Origin of the sequence: Shewanella alkalitolerans, from assembly GCF_019457575.1 — a bacterium.
GTDB lineage: Bacteria > Pseudomonadota > Gammaproteobacteria > Enterobacterales > Shewanellaceae > Shewanella > Shewanella loihica.
In genome coordinates, this window is the sequence record NZ_CP080422.1 from 486654 (window position 1) to 503756 (window position 17103).

18 protein-coding genes are annotated in these 17103 nt (G+C 56.2%); 11 read left to right on the forward strand and 7 right to left on the reverse strand.

From position 1 onward, the window contains the following. Positions 1–9: 9 nt before the first annotated feature. Together K0J45_RS02235 and K0J45_RS02240 are read right to left on the reverse strand one after the other, a co-directional pair. Positions 10–1782, reverse strand: a complete 1773-nt coding sequence (locus K0J45_RS02235; protein WP_220044068.1) for a bifunctional diguanylate cyclase/phosphodiesterase — start codon at positions 1780–1782, stop codon at positions 10–12. Positions 1783–1914: 132 nt separating this feature from the next. Further along, complete coding sequence (locus K0J45_RS02240) at positions 1915–2226, reverse strand: prephenate dehydrogenase (protein ID WP_144199949.1); 312 nt, start codon at positions 2224–2226, stop codon at positions 1915–1917. Between the two features lie 48 nt (positions 2227–2274). Between K0J45_RS02240 and K0J45_RS02245 the strand changes: the two genes are divergently transcribed. Then, positions 2275–3159, forward strand: a complete 885-nt coding sequence (locus tag K0J45_RS02245) for a TraB/GumN family protein (RefSeq protein ID WP_220044069.1) — start codon at positions 2275–2277, stop codon at positions 3157–3159. Between the two features lie 107 nt (positions 3160–3266). Then, on the forward strand, positions 3267–3899 hold the full coding sequence (locus K0J45_RS02250) for a chemoreceptor glutamine deamidase CheD (protein WP_220045197.1): 633 nt from the start codon (positions 3267–3269) through the stop codon (positions 3897–3899). A gap of 8 nt (positions 3900–3907) precedes the next feature. Here the strand turns inward: K0J45_RS02250 and K0J45_RS02255 are convergent, their stop codons facing one another. After that, complete coding sequence (locus K0J45_RS02255; protein ID WP_220044070.1) at positions 3908–4690, reverse strand: methyltransferase domain-containing protein; 783 nt, start codon at positions 4688–4690, stop codon at positions 3908–3910. A gap of 202 nt (positions 4691–4892) precedes the next feature. Here K0J45_RS02255 and K0J45_RS02260 point away from each other — a divergent pair, with 202 nt between their 5' ends. Further along, the gene (locus tag K0J45_RS02260; RefSeq protein WP_220045198.1) at positions 4893–5732 is read left to right on the forward strand and encodes a MaoC/PaaZ C-terminal domain-containing protein; all 840 of its coding nucleotides are present in this window, start codon (positions 4893–4895) and stop codon (positions 5730–5732) included. Between the two features lie 133 nt (positions 5733–5865). Here K0J45_RS02260 and K0J45_RS02265 read toward each other — a convergent pair whose 3' ends face one another. Next, positions 5866–6756: an aldo/keto reductase gene (locus K0J45_RS02265; protein WP_220044071.1), complete on the reverse strand. Its 891-nt coding sequence runs from the start codon at positions 6754–6756 to the stop codon at positions 5866–5868. Positions 6757–6929: 173 nt separating this feature from the next. Between K0J45_RS02265 and K0J45_RS02270 the strand changes: the two genes are divergently transcribed. Next, entirely contained in the window at positions 6930–8624 is a 1695-nt protein-coding gene (locus K0J45_RS02270) for a formate--tetrahydrofolate ligase (RefSeq protein ID WP_220044073.1), read from the forward strand. Positions 8625–8730: 106 nt separating this feature from the next. On the opposite strand, the gene K0J45_RS02275 is transcribed toward K0J45_RS02270, so the two are convergent. Beyond that, entirely contained in the window at positions 8731–10353 is a 1623-nt protein-coding gene (locus K0J45_RS02275; protein WP_220044074.1) for a mechanosensitive ion channel family protein, read from the reverse strand. A 124-nt stretch (positions 10354–10477) separates the two neighbouring features. Between K0J45_RS02275 and K0J45_RS02280 the strand changes: the two genes are divergently transcribed. After that, positions 10478–10813, forward strand: a complete 336-nt coding sequence (locus K0J45_RS02280; protein WP_220044075.1) for a hypothetical protein — start codon at positions 10478–10480, stop codon at positions 10811–10813. A gap of 118 nt (positions 10814–10931) precedes the next feature. Here the strand turns inward: K0J45_RS02280 and K0J45_RS02285 are convergent, their stop codons facing one another. Continuing rightward, a complete protein-coding gene (locus K0J45_RS02285; protein ID WP_220045368.1) occupies positions 10932–11129 on the reverse strand; it encodes a hypothetical protein in 198 nt (65 codons plus the stop codon). 230 nt (positions 11130–11359) lie between these two features. On the opposite strand from K0J45_RS02285, the gene K0J45_RS02290 reads away from it, so the two are divergent. The 6 genes from K0J45_RS02290 (at position 11360) to rraB (ending at position 16052) form a co-directional block, all read left to right on the forward strand. Then, positions 11360–11620, forward strand: a complete 261-nt coding sequence (locus K0J45_RS02290) for an ABC-type zinc uptake system zinc chaperone (RefSeq protein WP_258406159.1) — start codon at positions 11360–11362, stop codon at positions 11618–11620. Positions 11621–11697: 77 nt separating this feature from the next. After that, positions 11698–12903, forward strand: a complete 1206-nt coding sequence (locus tag K0J45_RS02295; RefSeq protein ID WP_220044076.1) for a hypothetical protein — start codon at positions 11698–11700, stop codon at positions 12901–12903. Continuing rightward, positions 12887–13798 carry a metal ABC transporter solute-binding protein, Zn/Mn family gene (locus K0J45_RS02300; RefSeq protein WP_220044077.1) on the forward strand — a complete coding sequence of 304 codons (912 nt, stop codon included), beginning with the start codon at positions 12887–12889 and terminating at the stop codon, positions 13796–13798. The genes K0J45_RS02295 and K0J45_RS02300 overlap by 17 nt, the downstream gene beginning before the upstream one ends. Positions 13799–13858: 60 nt before the next feature. After that, on the forward strand, positions 13859–14650 hold the full coding sequence (locus K0J45_RS02305) for a metal ABC transporter permease (RefSeq protein WP_220044078.1): 792 nt from the start codon (positions 13859–13861) through the stop codon (positions 14648–14650). 235 nt (positions 14651–14885) lie between these two features. Beyond that, positions 14886–15620, forward strand: a complete 735-nt coding sequence (locus tag K0J45_RS02310; protein ID WP_220044079.1) for a 1-acylglycerol-3-phosphate O-acyltransferase — start codon at positions 14886–14888, stop codon at positions 15618–15620. A gap of 24 nt (positions 15621–15644) precedes the next feature. Next, a complete protein-coding gene (gene rraB / locus K0J45_RS02315; protein ID WP_220044080.1) occupies positions 15645–16052 on the forward strand; it encodes a ribonuclease E inhibitor RraB in 408 nt (135 codons plus the stop codon). Between the two features lie 77 nt (positions 16053–16129). On the opposite strand, the gene K0J45_RS02320 is transcribed toward rraB, so the two are convergent. Continuing rightward, positions 16130–17101, reverse strand: coding sequence for a GGDEF domain-containing protein (locus tag K0J45_RS02320; protein ID WP_220044081.1), 972 nt, complete (start codon positions 17099–17101; stop codon positions 16130–16132). Between the last annotated feature and the right edge of the window lie 2 nt (positions 17102–17103).

Genomic DNA, 17103 nt, shown 5'->3' on the forward strand with positions numbered 1-17103 from the left:
CTGGGCCTCTCAGGCGAACTTGAGCGGCCGATACATGGCAATTACCGCGTCGTTGGGCGCGGGCGTAAACAGGCTAAAGCCATTCAATGCGGCTTTGGCCTGTTTTTTTGCCGCTGCGCTATAGGCCGACAGCCCCTGCTCGTCGCAAAAGCGAGTCACCTCGGGGGGCAGCAGGCCGACACACAAACTGATCAAGGGGTGTGCCACCCTCTGTCCCTGTCTGTCTTCGGCCATCACGCACTGGGCCAGCCAGTCGTCTGGGCTGTAGAAGGCTTCTCTGTCCTGGTTAAAGTCGAGCAGTAGGCGGCGACACTCATCGACGATCGCCTGGCTTGTGCCTATCACCACAAAATCATCGCCGCCCACATGGCCGACAAAATGCTCGCTACCCAGTTGCTGCTGCAGGCGTAGCGCCAGGGATTGGATCACCTCATCGCCACGGCAGAAGCCATAGATGTCGTTGTAGGGCTTGAAGTGGCATAGGTCGAAATAGGCCAGATAGAAGGCGCGGCCCTGTTGGCGCAGGCGTTGCAGTTCCTCCTGAATGGGGATGTTGCCAGGAAGACCGCTCAGAGGGTTGGCGTGACGGGCCATCTTGATGCGCTGCTCGGTGATCTGTTGCAACAGATCTTTGGTGTGACCTATTCCTAGCAGTTGTTGGTCGCGCATCACCATGAAATGTTGTGCAACCGTGCCGTGTTCTGCGGTCAGGCACTGACTCACCTCGGAGATCGGCATGCAGGCCGGCACCTTCAGCACCTTGTCGTTCATCACCTCTAAAACCGGGCTGTTCTCGTGCAGGGCGCGGCCATAGGGTGTGCTGAATAGCTCCATCAACTGCGCCCTGTCGACGACGCCAAGGGGTTTCTGCTTAGCATCGACGATGGCGACTACCTGCAGGTGCGGCGAGCGCACGAAGCGGGCGCTCAGTGCCTTCAACTTGGTCTCGGGCGTCACGCATATGGTGCGGGTCGACAGGCTTTCGGCCGATTCGGCGTAACGGGTCTGTCGTTGCTTGGTCTCCTGGGGCGCCACCGCCGTCAGAGTCTGCGTCGGCTGCGTTTGGGGGCGGCCCAGCAGGTAGCCCTGACAATAGACTATGCCGAGCTGAGTCAGTAGCGCCAGCTCCGCAGGTGTCTCAATCCCTTCGGCGATCACCTTACAGCTGAGGCTCTGGCAGAGATCTATGATGGAGCGGACAAACTCCTGCTTCACCGGCGATTGGTCTATCTGGTGGATGAAGTGGCGGTCTATCTTGACATAGTCTGGCGCCAGTTCGGACCAGAGTCGCAACCCCGAATAGCCGGTGCCGAGATCGTCGATGGCGGTCAGAAACCCCTGGCTGCGGTAGTGGTTGAGACATTCCTTCAGGAGATCGATATCGTCGGCGGGATATTGCTCCGACAGCTCTATTACTACCTGATCTGGCGACAGCCCCAGCTCCTGCACCAGGCTGAGGGTGAGCCCCTTGGCGTGGCTGGGTTCCAGCAGGGCCTTGGGGGAGATGTTGATAAACAGCTTGCCCGGCAACTCGCGGGCGTCGAACTGTCTGATGGAGTGACGACGACAGATCTCTTCAAGCTCGGACAGGCGTCCCTCGTGGGCCGCGGTCTGAAACAGGGGGACGGGAGAGAAGAGGGCGCTATGCTCGGGCCCCCGGCTCAGGGCCTCGAAGCCATGTAGCCGCTGGCTGTTGATGTTGAAGATGGGCTGAAACAGCACATGGATCTTCTCATTCTCGATGATCTTATCCAGTTCACTGCTCAGGTCGATTGCTGTCATCTAGGTCCGCCTCGTACGAAAAGTAGGGCGATTCTATGGCCAGGCCATGACAGCAATATGACACTAAAGTATGAGCTTACCCGCTCATTCAGTTGCTTAGTTACTTAGGTGCTTAGTTACTTAGGTGATTAGTTACTTGGCCTGGCTCTTAAATGCCTGCAGGGTCTGTAATAGTACTCCTAGCTTACGTACGAAACTCTCAAGCGCCGGGGCCAGACCATCGCCTTGGCTTGGCAGCTTGGTCATCTCGTCGGCCAGCTCCTGTACATAGGGGCCGAAGCGGTTGCTGCGCGAGGTAAAGCCTTCATCTTGGGTGAAGATGGTGGTGAATTTACCGTGGCCGGCCTTCTTTAACTCATCCAGTTTGGCATCGGCGTCGATGGCCTGACGATAAGCCAACTGTAGGTTCTCTTTCAGTTGCTCTATTAGGTGACTATGTGGCATAACAGCCTCGTGTTGAAAAATTTAGCCGAATTATAAGGGGCAAGCCAGATGGCAACAAGTCGACCGAGTTTATTAACCATAGGGATTTTACTACTGACAGGGATCATGTCACTCAGCGCGATGGCCGCCGATGATGACAAGCCGCCCTTCTATAAGATCACTTACCAAGGCAAGCAGACCTATCTCTTAGGATCGGTCCATATCGGTCAGGCCGATTTCTACCCCATGGCGAAGCAGATCGAAACGGCCTTTGCCAAGGCGGGCGCCCTGGCGGTAGAGGCCGATACTAACAAGGCGGATATCATGGGGCTGATCCGTAAGTATGGTTTGGCTCAGGTGGCCGCCGATGCCAAGACCCAGACACGCCTTGAAGAATACTGCCGTACCCGCCGCGAGATCTGCACGCCCATGCAGCCCTACGCTCCCTGGATGCAGGCGATGCAGTTTAGCGTGATGCGTTTCGCCTCCCTGGGTTACCAAGCCCAGTGGGGCGTGGATCAGATGCTGCTGAGCAAGAACGGCCAGCGCCCTGTGATCGAGCTTGAGAGCACAGAGTATCAGTTTAAGCTGATGGCCTCTTTCAGCCAGCAGATGCAGTGGGATATGGTGCTCGAGGCGATCGATGCGCCGGACGAGGAGATGGTGCAGCTTATCAAGGCCTGGCGCAGTGGCGATGAGGCCGGGCTCGATGCCTTGATGCAGGGGCAGATGCTGCACGATGGCGATAAGGAGCTTATCGACAAGATGCTGTGGCAGCGTAACGAGCAGATGACGGCCAAGATCAGATCCTTGATGATGCAGCAAGATGGCCCATCGCCACTGTTTGTGGTGGTTGGCGCAGGTCACGTGGTGGGGGATAAGGGGATACCCGCCAAGTTTGCAGATGTAGAAGGAGCCAAGGTGCAAAACTGTTGGCAGACGGCCTGTAACTAACCTTTCTCTGCTCTGCACCGGTTTCTCCCGTTTGGCTATACTGATAGGCAGGATAAACCTTGGAGAGATATCGATGGACGCCAAGTCCATCGATGCAGGGAGGCAAGATGCAGGCAGAGGCGACTCTTTTCCCCGTTCGGCCCGAATTTGAGGCGATTCCCCGCCAGTGGGATAGCCGCCACGATGCCGTGGTGGCCCGGGTCGATCCCGGCAACTTCTATGTCACCGCCCACGATGAGCTGATCTTCACCCGCCTGGGTTCTTGCGTCGCCGCCTGCATCTGGGACCCCTTGCTGGGCATAGGCGGCCTCAACCATTTCCTGCTGCCCGAGCGGCAACTCCATGAAGACTGGCATCAGCTGACCAGCTATACCTGCCGCTATGGCAACTGGGCCATGGAGCAGCTGATCAACAGCATTTTGAGTCTGGGTGGGATGCGTAATCGCCTCAAGGCCAAGGTGTTCGGCGGCGCGCAGATGACGGCCACCAGTGTGCTGAACGTCGGCGAGTCCAATATCAGCTTCGTGAAGAACTACCTCAAGACAGAAGGCATAGAGATAGTAAGTGAAGATCTCGGCGGGCCCTGGCCGCGTAAGGTGCTGTTTCATCCCAACAGCGGCAAGGTCAAGCTGATGCGCCTGTCACCTGAGCGGATCGCCAAGATGATGAGCGAAGAGCAGCGCTACTTGAAACAGATAGTCACCGCTCAGGCGGAGAGCCAGGTGGAGCTGTTCGATTAGTGAGTTAGCTATCTTTGCCAACGGGTGATGAAGTGAACGTAGCGCCCCAGGCCTATGTAGGCGGGGTGGGTTGAGTATTGCAGCTCCATCTCCAGCAGCTGGCTGAAATCTGAATTAGGGGGCTGGTGGGTCTTGAGATAGTCGTGGATCACCCGCACGCCAGAGGCCGTCACCAGCTCCATCTGCCAATCTGTCACCCAACCTCGCACATCGTCGATATAGAGCGGATAGCTTGGGGTCAGGCCCACCTTCTTCTTCACCTTGAAATCCGCTGCCACATAGTCGAAGTTACCCGAGATCAGGCTGTGAAAGCGCATCGCCTCCTTGTTGTAGAACATGAGGGAAAACAGCCCCTGGGGTTTTAACAGCTGGGTCAGACCGGCCAGGGTCTGCTTGGCATCGCTGAGCCACTCGGCCACCGCATGGCAGAGGATGAGGTCGAACTGGCCAAGATCTTCCCGGGTCAGGGATTGGATCGGAGCGTGCAGCAGTGTGATGTCCAGCTTCTCACCGCTATCGCTTTCATATTCTGTTATCTGCGCCTGACCCAGGGCCAACATCTCGCTGGAGATATCGCACAGGGTGACGCTATGGCCAAGCTTGGCCAGCTTCTGGCTGAAGAAGCCGAAGCCGCCGCCGGCGTCCAGAATACGCAGTTGCCCCTCGGGTAGTTGTGTAATGGCCTGGGATATGTCCCGCCACAGCACGGCGGCGCGGACTTCGCCCTTAGGGGTACCGTAGATGTTCTTGGCAAATTTACCGGCTAATGCATCGAAGTTTTTGTCTTGCACTGAGTGACGCCCATGGGAAAAGCTGACTGAAATTAGGAGGGCTATTTTGCCATAGGCGGGGGCGACGCGCATTAAACAGACTTAAGGTTTAGGTAAAAAGCGTGATTTTGGGGTATACTCGCGGGCTTGCAATTTTTAGGCTGAGTAAAGTGTGAAGGGTTTGGATAGCGTGAATAAAGAAATTTGTGTTGAACTTAAGGCGATGCCGTCGCTGTTATCGCTTTATCGCAAGATCTTTTTTGGCCGAAAGCCAGGCTGGGACGAGCAGCCTCTGCCCCATGTTAAGGTGACCTGTCCACAGGTGGCCGTGCGCGCCGATAAGGTCGCCCAATATGCCAAGGTGTGTGGCTTCGAGTTCGATGGCCAGCAGCTGCCGTTGACCTATCTTTATGTCATGGTGTTTCGCCTGCATGCCAGCATCTTTACCTTAGATGCGATCACCTTTCCCTTGCTGGGCATGATCCACCTGAAGAACAGTATCACCCGTTACCGCACCACGAGTGTCGATGAGCGCTATGAGCTCGAGTGCGAGCTGACCAGCAGCCAGATGACAGACTCAGGGCTGGAGTTTGAGCTGGTGTCTCGCGCCTTCGTCGGCGGTGAGCTGGTGTGGGAGTCGCTGTCGACCTATCTCTACCGTATCGAGCAAAGCGGCAAGCGAGCGCGTCCGCCTAAGGCGAGCCCAATGAGCTGGTCGAATCCGGTTAGCTGGGAGCTGAGTGAAGATCTCGGCCGCCGTTATGCCAAGGCATCGGGCGATTACAACCTGATCCACCTGCATCCCGTGCTGTCTAAGCGTTTTGGTTTCGATCGCGTGTTGGCCCATGGCATGTGGTCTAAGGCGCGAAGCGTCGCTCAGCTGATGCCAGAAATCGGCGATAAGCCCTGTACCGTGGAGGTGGCCTTCAAGCTGCCGCTACTCATGCCGGCTCAGGTGAGTTTCGATTTCGATACCGAGAGTGCCGAAGGATTGATGTTCGAGCTGCGTGACGTCAAGGGGCGCAGACCTCATCTGACGGGTCAGGTGAAGTTTCACGACTAAATCCTTGAAAGCTAAAATCTTAAAAGCTAACTCCTCAAAAGCTAGCTTAAATAGCTAAGCCTTAGTTTTGAGATGGATAGAGAAAAGCCAGCAGATTGCTGGCTTTTTCGTTTCTGATGCAGATTTTAGCGTCCTAAGGCACGCTGTGGCCGGTGGAGGCCTGCCAGATGCTAAACCACTCCTGCCTGTCGAGTTTTATCTCGCCGGCGGCGACGGCGGCGCTGATCCGCTCAGGATTACCGCTACCTATGATAGGCCTTGGCTGGCTCGGTAGGGCCATCACCCAGGCATAGATGATCTGGCTGATATCGTCCGTGCCATGGTCGGCGGCTATCTTGGTTAACGTCTGGCGAAGTCGCTTGGCCTGCTCGCTCTGGCTGCTAAAGATCTCACCGCCCCCGAGACAAGACCAGGCCATGGGCGGGCAACGATACTGCTGCGCCTGATCCAGGCTGCCATCGCTCAGGGTATGCATGGCTAAGGGCGAGATCTCCAGCTGGTTGGTCACCAGGGGGCGATCCCGCCTGGACTGCAACAGATCGAACTGGGCCGGGGTGAAGTTAGAGACGCCGAAGTGGCTCACCTTGCCGGTCTGATAGAGCTGCTCGAAGGCTTGGGCGACCTCGTCGGCGTTCATCAGGGGATCTGGTCTGTGGATCAGCAGTAGATCTATCTCATCCACGCGCAGCGCCTTAAGCGAGTTATCGACGCTGGTGAGGATGTGTTGGTAGTCTGTGTCATAATGGTTGACGTAGCGCTCAGATGTCGAGGCGAAGACGGGCTTGATGCCGCACTTGGTGACTATCTGCATCTGCTGTCTCAACTCGGGCTTGAGGGCCAGAGCGCGGCCAAACAGCGACTCGCAGCTGTACTCACCATAGATGTCCGCATGATCCATACAGGTCACGCCCAGACTGAGATAATGCTCGATCAACGCCAGTGTCTGCTGCGGTGTCTGTTGCCAGCTATCTAGGCGCCAGAAGCCGGCGATAAAGGGGGAGAATGTAAAGCTTTGCTGACTCATGGGCCGCTCCGTTTGGATTAATTTTTTCCATTAATAATCATTTTATTGATTTAGATTCATAAATCCTTAATTAATGCCTTAGCCGACAATGAATAGGTTTGTAATGATCACCATTTCCTCTATATTCGCACCAGCTCGCTTTTTTTCATGCTTATTTATTGTAGGAGCGCTATATGCTGACTGACATCGAAATTTCACGCCAAGCCAGCTTACAACCCATAGAAAGCATAGCTACTGCTTTCGGGATCTTGCCCCACGAATTAAGCCCTTACGGCCGAACCAAGGCCAAGGTCGATCTGGCTATCACCAACCGAATTAAAGATAACAAACATGGTAAGTTAGTGATAGTCACGGCGGTAACGCCGACTCCCTTCGGCGAAGGCAAGACAGTGACCAGTATCGGCCTGACTCAGGGCTTGCAGGCGATCGGCAAGAAGAGCTGCGCCTGTATCCGTCAACCCAGCATGGGACCTGTGTTTGGCATCAAGGGCGGCGCCGCCGGTGGTGGCCTGGCCCAGGTGGTGCCCATGGAAGATCTCAACCTGCATTTGACCGGCGACATACATGCGGTGACCAGCGCCCATAACCTGGCGGCCGCGGCCATCGATGCCCGCCTCTATCACGAGCAGCGCCTGGGCAGTGATGCCTTTCGTGAGCAATCCGGGCTAGCGCCCCTAGATATCGATCCCGACAAGATCCTGTGGCGCCGTGTGGTGGATCAGAATGAGCGCAGCCTGCGCACCATCACGGTCGGCCTTGGCGAGGTTAACGGCCCAGTGCATCAGGGCGGCTTCGACATCAGCGCCGCCTCCGAGTTGATGGCGATTCTGGCGCTGAGCCGGGATCTCAAGGACCTGCGTGCCCGCATAGGTCGTATCGTGCTGGCGCAGAACAAACAGGGCGACTACATCAGCGCCGAAGATCTTGGCGTGGCCGGCGCCATGACGGCCATCATGAGTCAGGCCATATCGCCGACCCTGATGCAGACCCTAAGTGGTGCCCCTTGTCTGATCCATGCCGGCCCCTTCGCCAACATCGCCCATGGTAACTCGTCGATCATCGCCGACGATATCGCCCTGAGGCTGGCAGATATCGTCGTGACCGAGGGGGGCTTCGGCTCCGACATGGGCTTCGAAAAATTCTGTAATATCAAGACCCGTCAGTCGGGTAATGCGCCGGATGCTGCGGTATTGGTGGTGACGGTCAAGGCGCTCAAGTCTCATAATCCTGACGCAGGTAGCGAGATGGATAAGCTCGCCGCCGGCTATGCCAACCTCAGCTGGCACATCAGCAACGTGGCCAAGTATGGCCTGCCGCTGGTGGTGGCCATCAACCGCTTCGCCGAGGATACCCAGGAGGAGCTGGAGTGGCTCAAGGCTCGCGTGCTGCAAGAGGGGGTATTTGCCTGCGAAGTCTGCGAAGCCTTTACTCAGGGCGCCGAGGGCGCGATGGCGCTTGCTAGGGCCGTGGTACGCGCCACCGAGCAGCCGAGCCAGTTCCGTTATCTCTATGAGACCAAGCAGTCTATTGAGGCCAAGCTGCTGACCATCGCCGAGGCGGGCTATGGTGCCAGCGGCATCAGTTTATCCGATACGGCCAAGGCTCAGCTGGCTCAGCTGCAACGCCAGGGATTTGATAAGCTGGCGCTCTGTATCGCCAAGACGCCTATGTCGGTCAGCCATGATCCTAAGCTCAAGGGGGCGCCACAAGGGTTTGAGCTGCCCATCGCCGAGCTGAAACTCAATGCCGGTGCCGGCTTTATCACTGCGCTTGTGGGTAAGGTGATGACCATGCCAGGACTTGGGATACGTCCCGGATATCTGAACATAGATATCGATGAGCGAGGCGAAATCACCGGTCTGGCCTAACGCTGGTTGGTCTCTGCTCCTTGCTAAAGAGAGATAAAAAAAGCGCCTGCAGTTGCAGGCGCTTTTTTTGTGAAGGGCTTTGTTATAAAGAGCTGTCTTTGAGCCCTTACTTGCCAGTCTGGTAGATATGCACGTCGCGCTGTGGGAAGGGAATCGAGATATCTTCCTGGTCGAAACGCATCTTCACCGCGCGGGTGATGTCCCAATACACATCCCAGTAATCTTCCGGCTTCACCCAAGGACGCACTACGAAGTCCACCGAAGACTCGCCCAGCAGGTGTAGCTTCACCGTCGGCTCAGGCTGCTTGAGCACCTTAGGATGCTCGTCGACTATGCCGCGCAGCACCTGCTCGGCCTTCTCTATGTTGTCGCCGTAGCCTATGCCGAAGGTCATGTCGACGCGGCGCTGATGTTCCACAGTGATGTTGTTGATGGTATCGCCCCAGATCTTGTTGTTGGGGATGATCAGGCGCTGGTTGTCCAGGGTCTTGATGGTGGTGGAGACCAGGCTCATCTGACTCACCTTGCCCGTCACGCCCGCGGCGTTGATCAGATCGCCCACATCGTAGGGACGATAGATGAGGATCATCATGCCCGAGGCGAAGTTAGACAGGGTGTCCTGCAGGGCGAAACCTATGATCACACCCGCGACCCCGAAGCCGGCCAGTAGTGGCCCAAGCTCGAAGCCCAGCTGTGACAGGGCGATCATCAGACCCAAGGCAAACACTGTCTTACCCGAGAGGGAGACGAAGAAGTCTTGCAGCAGCTTGCTGAATTTAAGCTTTGAGTTGCTCACCATCTTCTTGACGATGCGCTGCACTGCCTTGCCAGCCAGATGGGCCAGGAAGAGGATCAGCATGAAGACAAACAACTTGAACAGCAGGCCCGGGCCGTTGTCCAGCGCCTGATTCTTGGCCTGGTTCCACCACTGATCCAGCAGGTTGCTGGCCACGTCGACGTTGAGCACGTCTTGGGTGATGTCCCCTGAGATGCTAAACAGGGTCTGCTTGAGGGCCGCGGTGTCCTGGCTCATAGCATCCAGCAGCTCGATCGCCACCGACAGGCTGGCGCTGGTCAGGCTGAGTCGCTCGTTGAGGTTGGTGACCAGGGCGGTCTGCTCAGCAGTGACATCCTTACCTGCCTTGGCTGCCTCATCCACCGCCAGCTTGAGTTTGTCCTGGGTGAAATGCACCAGGCTGTTGAGCATGTCTGAGCGTTTCAGCAGTTGAGTGGTCAGCTGGGTCTTGATGGCCTGAGTATCTTCGCCCAAGGCGTCCAGCCAGGTGAGGGTCTCATACTTGGCGCTGAGGATCTCGTCGCGCTGGCGATCCCGCATGGCGAGCTTATACATGACGCCTGTGTCATTATCGCTGCCAAGCTGTTGTTTAAATTGGTCAATGTCGGCGGTGTAGTAGTCGGCCACCTTGTCGATAAAGGCCAGATGCTTCTGCAGCAGTGGTAGCAGGTTTGCCTTATCCAGCGGTTGCTGGTTCATCATCAGCTTGAACTTGTCGTGCAGCTGGTTGGCGTGCTCCTTGATACGGTACTCGATAAACTGCTTCATCTCGCCGTTGGCATTGCCTAGTTTAGCGATGTCTGAATCTATGGTCTGTTGCAGTTGAGTCAGTTCGGTCAGGAGCTGGGGTGTCTGGAGGGCTTCATCGGCGGTGGCGGGAAGATGGGCTAGGGCCATCATAGTCACCAGCGCCAGGGCTAAGTTGCGTAACATATTATCCGTCCTGTGTTAGCTAATGGCTGGGATCATAATCTGTTCCATCTGCGCTGTAAATTCGCAACGCACGGCGGCGCAATCTGATAGACTAGCACTCTTTGCCGTTATTTGAGAGTTTGTTGTGCTGTGTCCTCACTGTAGTCACCCCTTTCGCGCCCAACAGGTTGCTGCCCAGCGGGGCAAGGGGCTGGAAGCTCAGATCCAATGTCCCCACTGCGAGGCCTGGTTGGGTCGAAGTGCCAACCTGATGCGATTGAAGATGTTGGGTTTCTATCTGGGGCTGGTGATGCTGGTCGTGGGCTATTTTTTGCCTGAGTGGCGTAACCTGACCACGCCGGTGGCGATATTTGCCGTGATGATTCTGCTGGTGACTCATATGATGGATCACCTCAAGGTGACCCAGGCGCCGCCGAGGCAAGAGGTGGACGACAGCGAGCACAGACAGAAGTATCGCTGATGGGCGGGCTGTGTGAGTAGGTTAGATGATGATGCGCTTGAGCTAGGCCTGGCGCCTAGCTCATCTGAAATCTGATATGTGTGCCCGAGTCGTTCTATGCCGACTCAGGCCAAAGCCGTTATTCGACGACCTGAACCTGAGCCTCGAGCGCCGCTTCGACGTAATAGATCCCGCCGAGAATGGCGACAAAGAAGATGGCGGTCCAGAACAGCATTTTGAAATTTTCGCGAAAAAATTCCTTCATAGAGAGCATTTCCTTTAAATCTTGAATGGTGAGAGTCGGTAGCCCAGAGCCGCCGCTCAATTTAGCTGTCATCTTAGTGTCACTAACTTAAGTCAGACTTAATTTTAGCCAATCTGGCCGTGATGTGGGCCACGCTTTGGGTCGGCGCATAAGTAAAATTTTCGAATAACTTTTGTTACATTCCAGCCTGAGCCACCGCCAATTCTGGCTTGACTTCATCACTCGTATCCCTAAACTTGGTCGGAATTTGAATGCGTCCAGTAGATCCCATGGCAATAAAGGTAAAAGGAAAAGTTAGAGGAGTGGCGATATGGCTTAGTGCTATATTGTTCTGCTTGTCTGTGCTTGCGCCTGCCCATAGCCTGGAACATCTGGACGAGGGCGCCACCACACACTGCACCCTGTGTATTCAAAAACTGCAGCTCAATAGCGTCTTGCCGGTTGGCGAGTTCAGCTTTAGTCTGCCCAGTCTCACGGTGGAAGTGCCGCTGCGAGAGCCCACGGCCCTTGCCGCCGTCCACGTCGACTATTTCCAGAGCCGCGCACCACCCGCACAATCGTAATACCTCAAAAACTCAAGATAATTAATACTCTGCGCCCCATTGGCGGCGGAGTCGTTTAGCTGTTTTTTGGAGACATTATGATGAATTTCAATGCCCGCCTGTCGGCGGTTGCACTTGCCTGTGCCTGTTTGCCTAGCCTAATGCCAAGCTTAAGTTTCGCGGCGGATCCTAGCCTGACTAACCCTGCCATCAGTGCGGTGCTAGACGGTTACTATCAAAATGCCGAGCGCCCCATGGCTGAGCGTGTCGAGGGCTTTGGCCTGGGCCACACAGAGCTGGCGCTCAGTGCCAATATAGATGACATGTTCTATGGCAAGCTGACCTCGGTGATCGAGGTGCACGATGGCGAGACCGAGGTGGGACTCGAAGAGGCCTTCATCCAGACCCTGGCGATGCCCTATGGTCTGTCGATGCGCGGCGGTCGTTTCCTGTCGGATGTGGGTTACCTTAACAATCAGCATGTGCACAGCGATGCCTTCTCCGATCGTCCGGCGGCCTATCGCGCCTTCCTGGGCAGTCACTACTTCGATGACGGTGTACGTCTGGACTATGTCGCACCGACCGATCTCTACTGGAGCATGGGCGTCGAGGCTTTCAAGGGTGATAGCATGCGCGCCGAAGATGAACACGGCGAGCGCGAATTTAAGAGCGTCGGCGTCTACACCGCCTACACTAAGTTGGGTGGCGATATCGGCGTCAGCAGTTCCTGGCAGTTGGGTCTGAGTTATCTGCGTAACGAAAACGGTCGCCTCACCGCCCATGAGGAGCATGAAGAAGCCGTGGTGGCCGAGGATGGCCATGATCATAGCCATGCCGCCAGATACACGGGTGAGAACACCTATATAGCGGACTTCGTCTACAAGTGGGCGCCCCAGGGCAACTACAAGTATCAGCATCTGACCCTGAGCGGCGAGTATTTCCGTGTGAGCGACTATGCGCCGCTGGACGACCATGACCACGAGGCGGTCGACGATCACGATACCGCTAAGCCGGATGCCCACACGGGGTGGTATCTAAGCTCTGTGTATCAGTTCTCGCCAAACTGGTCGGCGGGTCTGCGTTACGGTCAGGTCGATACGCACCTGATGCACGATGAGCACTTCGATGCCCAGAAACTGAAAGAGACTGAGGTGAGCCTGGCCTGGCATCACAGCCACTTCTCCACTGTGCGTCTGCAATATACCAATCAGCAAGGCACTAACTTTGACGGCATCACAGATGATAACGTCATTACTCTTCAATATGTTATGACTCTGGGGGCTCACGGTGCGCATCAATTCTAACTACTTAAAAGCCGGCGTTGCGGCGCTGGCGCTGAGCTTTGCCTGTGGTGCACAGGCGAAATTGAATATCTTCGCCTGCGAGCCTGAATATGCCGCCTTGGCCAAGGAGCTGGCGCCGGACGCTAAGATCTACGCCGCGACCACGGCGATGCAGGACCCGCATCAGGTGCAGGCCAGACCCAGCCTGATCGCCAAGATGCGCCAGGCGGATCTGGCGGTCTGTGCCGGTGCCGATCTCGAGGTGGGCTGGCTGCCCATGTTGCAGATGAAGTCGGCCAACGCTCAGGTGCGCTCGACCGACAAGGGGCTGTTCTATGCCGCCGAGCATACCCAGACCCTGGACAAGCTAGCTCAGGTGGATCGCAGCATGGGCGATGTCCATGCTCAGGGCAATCCGCACCTGCACTTCGACCCAGAGCGTCTGCTGGAGGTGGCTAAGGCGCTGTCGGCCAAGATGGTGTCGCTGGATCCGGATAATCGCGCGGCCTACGAGTCGGCCCTGGCCGATTTCAGCCAGCGCTGGCAGGCGGCGATAGCGGGTTGGCAGTCACAGGCGGCACCGCTTAAGGGCAAGAAGGTGATCGCCTATCACACCAGCTTCCGCTACCTGTTTAACTGGTTGGGCATGGAGCAGGTGGGGGATCTCGAGCCTAAGCCTGGCCTGCCGCCGAGCACGGGGCACTTGGCCAGCCTGCAAGGGCGCGCCAGTCAGGGCGATGTGATGGCGATTATCGTCGCCTCCTATCAGGATGAGCGCGGCGCCAACTGGCTCGGTGAGCGCACCGGCCTGCCGGTGGTGAATCTGCCCATGTCGGTCGGTGGCAATGATGACGCCCAGGATCTCTTTGGCCTGTACGACAGTGTTATCCACTTGTTGCTGGGCGTGAATCGCTAGCCTGGTTTAGATCCGGCGCCCTCTTTGGGGGCGCCGTTGTTCGCTTTTTGGTACTCAATCATGTTTGATCTCGATCTCTTATCAATTCTACTCCCTGCCTTCGCCGCGGGGATCCTGGTGCTCTCGACTCATGTCTTGCTCGGGAGTCAGGTGCTCAAGCGGGGCATCATCTTCATCGACCTAGCGATCGCCCAGGTGGCGGCGCTGGGTGCCATCATCGCCCACACCAACCATGAGCTGGAGCATCTGCCCTATGCCACGGTCTGGATGCCGGCCCTGTTTGCCCTGCTGGGCGCCGGGTTTATTGCCTGGCTGGCCAAGCGGATGGCCGACGAGCTTGAGGCGATCATCGGCTGCTTCTATGTGTTGTCGGCGGTGGCGGCCATGCTGCTGTTGTCCAACGACCCCCACGGCGCCGAGATGCTTAAGCAGTTGATGTCTGGGCAGATCCTCTGGGTTAACTGGTCACAGTTGATCCTACCTGCCGTGGTGTCGGGCCTGGTGCTGGCGATCATCGCCCTGCGCCCCGCCATACTCAATGGCGCCGGTTTCTATCTGCTGTTTGCCTTAGTGATCACCCTGTCGGTGGAGCTGGTGGGCGTCTATCTGGTGTTCAGCTCGCTGATTTTGCCGGCGCTGGCGGTCAATAAGCTGCGCGGCAAGGGTAAATGGCCGCTGGCCTATCTGGTGGGCCTGCTTGGTTATGGCGTAGGTCTGTTGCTATCGGCCAGCTTCGATCTGCCTAGCGGCGCAGCGATTGTGGCGACCCTGGCGGTCAGCACGGTCGCGTTTCGTCTGCTGCAGCCCAGACTATTCAGAGAAAGTTCGATTACAAAGGTCGAGGCTAATTAGAAAAGTCGATAAAAACGACGCACTTGTGAGTTGAGCGGGTAGGGGGCAACAGGCACCCGTCCGCTTTTTTCTTGGTCGATTTTGATTAAGGCGATGTTTTTCTACTGTTAATTCCATGACTTATATCGTTAACACTTGCACCGTATCCTATCAGGCTGCTAGGGGCCTAAGACGACAGGTGTAAGTCAAAAGGCCTGCTGCTATAATGTCGCCACTGAAATCACAGGAGTAAGTTGTGCTGTTAATCTTCAGATCTCTGATCTTAGCCATCATGTTGTTGTTGGCCTTTGTCTTCGGTGGCCTCTATTGTCTGCTGCGCCCCCGTCATAGAGACAATGTCCATCTGTTTGCTAAGATTTTTTCCTGGGCCGCGCCAGTCTTGGGGGTCAAGGTAGTGGTGCGTAAGCCAAAGGTGGAGCGCAGCAAGCCCTGTATCTTCCTGGCCAACCATCAGAACAATTTCGACATGTTCACCCATACGGCCGCCGTGCCAAAGGGCACAGTTAGCCTGGGCAAGAAGAGCCTGGCCTGGATCCCTTTCTTCGGCCAGATCTACTGGCTGTCGGGTAACATACTGATCGACCGTAAAAACCGTAACCGCGCCTTCGAGACCATGGCACAGACGGCGAAGAAGATTAAAGATAAGTGTCTCTCTATCTGGATCTTCCCAGAGGGCACACGCTCACGGGGCAAGGGGCTGCTACCCTTCAAGGCCGGCGCCTTTCATACCGCCATCGAGGCGGGTGTCGCCATGGTGCCTGTGCTGGCCTCGAATCAGGAACATATTAAGCTCAACCGCTGGAACAACGGCGTGGTGATCATCGAGGTGATGGATCCCATAGAGACCAAAGGTCTGGCTAAGTCTCAGGTAAAAGAGCTTTCTACCCGGATTCATGCCATGATGGCGGAAAAACTGGCCCAGCTTAATCAGGAAGCCAGCGCCCTGATGGCCAAGAAAGCAATTAATTAAGAACATTTTTATTCGGAGAGATCCATGTCTACAGAACGTCAGCTGCAGGAACAGAAACAGGAAAACCAGGAGATCGTGGATGCGATTCTTGCCGATGGTTCTGAGCCAGATGCCGAATACACCATAGAACACCACTTCTCGGCCTCTAACTTCGACCGTCTGGAGAAGGCGGCGGTGGAAGCCTTTAAGATGGGCTTCGAGGTAAACGATGCCGAAGAGATGGAGCTGGAAGACGGCTCGGTGCTCTTCTGTTTCGACGCCATCGCCTACCACAAACTCGACGTGGCCCTGCTGGACAAGGCCTGTGAAGATCTGATCCAGCTGGCGGCTAAACTCAAGGTGGATTACGACGGTTGGGGCACCTACTTCATCGGCGATGAGATGGAAGATGACGACGAGGAGTACGAAGAGGAAGACTCTCGTTTCCACTAATCTTCGCGTATCTCGCACCTAACAAAAAGCCCATCATAGATGGGCTTTTTCGTATCTGTCACGGCTTGGGTTTGACCCTATTCGGCTTCATCTGGATTGAAGATGACGCAGCAGTTACGCCCTTTTTGCTTGGCCTGATAGAGGGCACTGTCGGCCTGACCTAACCACTGAGCGCTATTGCTCAGATGCTCATCTATACCGCAGATGCCGATACTTACGGTTACCTTGAGGATGGCGCTCTCGAATCTCAGCTCTGAGGCCTCGATCTTCTCCCGCAGGCGGTCGGCAAAATGCAGTGCAGCCTCGGCATTGGTGTTCGACAGCACCACTGAGAACTCCTCACCGCCGTAGCGGCCGGCGCAGTCTGTGTCACGCAGGGACTGACGCAGGATATGGGAGACATGCTGGATCACCCTGTCACCGGCGATATGGCCATAGGTGTCGTTGATTCGTTTGAAGTGATCTATGTCGAACATCACCAGTGTGGTGGGCTCGCCGTAGCGGGCATGGCGGTCGAACTCCTTCTGCATGCACAGCTGCCAGTGACGGCGGTTATGCAGCTGGGTCAGGCCATCCGTCTGGCTCAGGTGCTCCAGGCGCTCGTTGGCGGCCTTGAGCTGTAGCTTGTTGATCGCCACATCGGTGACGTCATAGATGATCATGCTGATATGGGTGATCTGGCCCGTGAGGGAGGAGAGGGGCAGCAGGGTCACATTCTGGTACATGAAGTCGGCGCGGCCCGTGATGGGGCGATAGTTACCAAACTTAAACACATAGGGGCGTTGCTCCCAGCTGATGAAGGCGCGGTTCTTCAGCAGAAACACAGACTCCATCTTCTGCTTCAGCCAGTTGGCCGGCAGGTAGTCGAACTGATCGAATAGATTCTTGCCCTTGATGGAGTTGGGTGAGATGCCGCTATGGTTCTCCATGAAACCGTTCCACAGCTGGATGTTGTAGTCGCGATCCAACACGACCAGGCCTACCTCTATGGTCTGCACCATATCGATTAGCCAGTGGAGTTCGTTCATCGCGCTTTGGTCATATGGCATAT

Bases quoted from the DNA above. Each gene is read 5' to 3' on its own strand.
- K0J45_RS02240 (WP_144199949.1), bottom strand. From the start codon at position 2,226: ATGCCACATAGTCACCTAATAGAGCAACTGAAAGAGAACCTACAGTTG.
- K0J45_RS02235 (WP_220044068.1), bottom strand. From the start codon at position 1,782: ATGACAGCAATCGACCTGAGCAGTGAACTGGATAAGATCATCGAGAAT.
- K0J45_RS02320 (WP_220044081.1), bottom strand. From the start codon at position 17,101: ATGCCATATGACCAAAGCGCGATGAACGAACTCCACTGGCTAATCGAT.
- rraB (WP_220044080.1), top strand. From the start codon at position 15,645: ATGTCTACAGAACGTCAGCTGCAGGAACAGAAACAGGAAAACCAGGAG.
- K0J45_RS02275 (WP_220044074.1), bottom strand. From the start codon at position 10,353: ATGTTACGCAACTTAGCCCTGGCGCTGGTGACTATGATGGCCCTAGCC.
- K0J45_RS02270 (WP_220044073.1), top strand. From the start codon at position 6,930: ATGCTGACTGACATCGAAATTTCACGCCAAGCCAGCTTACAACCCATA.
- K0J45_RS02305 (WP_220044078.1), top strand. From the start codon at position 13,859: ATGTTTGATCTCGATCTCTTATCAATTCTACTCCCTGCCTTCGCCGCG.
- K0J45_RS02260 (WP_220045198.1), top strand. From the start codon at position 4,893: ATGCCGTCGCTGTTATCGCTTTATCGCAAGATCTTTTTTGGCCGAAAG.
- K0J45_RS02250 (WP_220045197.1), top strand. From the start codon at position 3,267: ATGCAGGCAGAGGCGACTCTTTTCCCCGTTCGGCCCGAATTTGAGGCG.
- K0J45_RS02285 (WP_220045368.1), bottom strand. From the start codon at position 11,129: ATGACAGCTAAATTGAGCGGCGGCTCTGGGCTACCGACTCTCACCATT.
- K0J45_RS02265 (WP_220044071.1), bottom strand. From the start codon at position 6,756: ATGAGTCAGCAAAGCTTTACATTCTCCCCCTTTATCGCCGGCTTCTGG.
- K0J45_RS02295 (WP_220044076.1), top strand. From the start codon at position 11,698: ATGATGAATTTCAATGCCCGCCTGTCGGCGGTTGCACTTGCCTGTGCC.
- K0J45_RS02245 (WP_220044069.1), top strand. From the start codon at position 2,275: ATGGCAACAAGTCGACCGAGTTTATTAACCATAGGGATTTTACTACTG.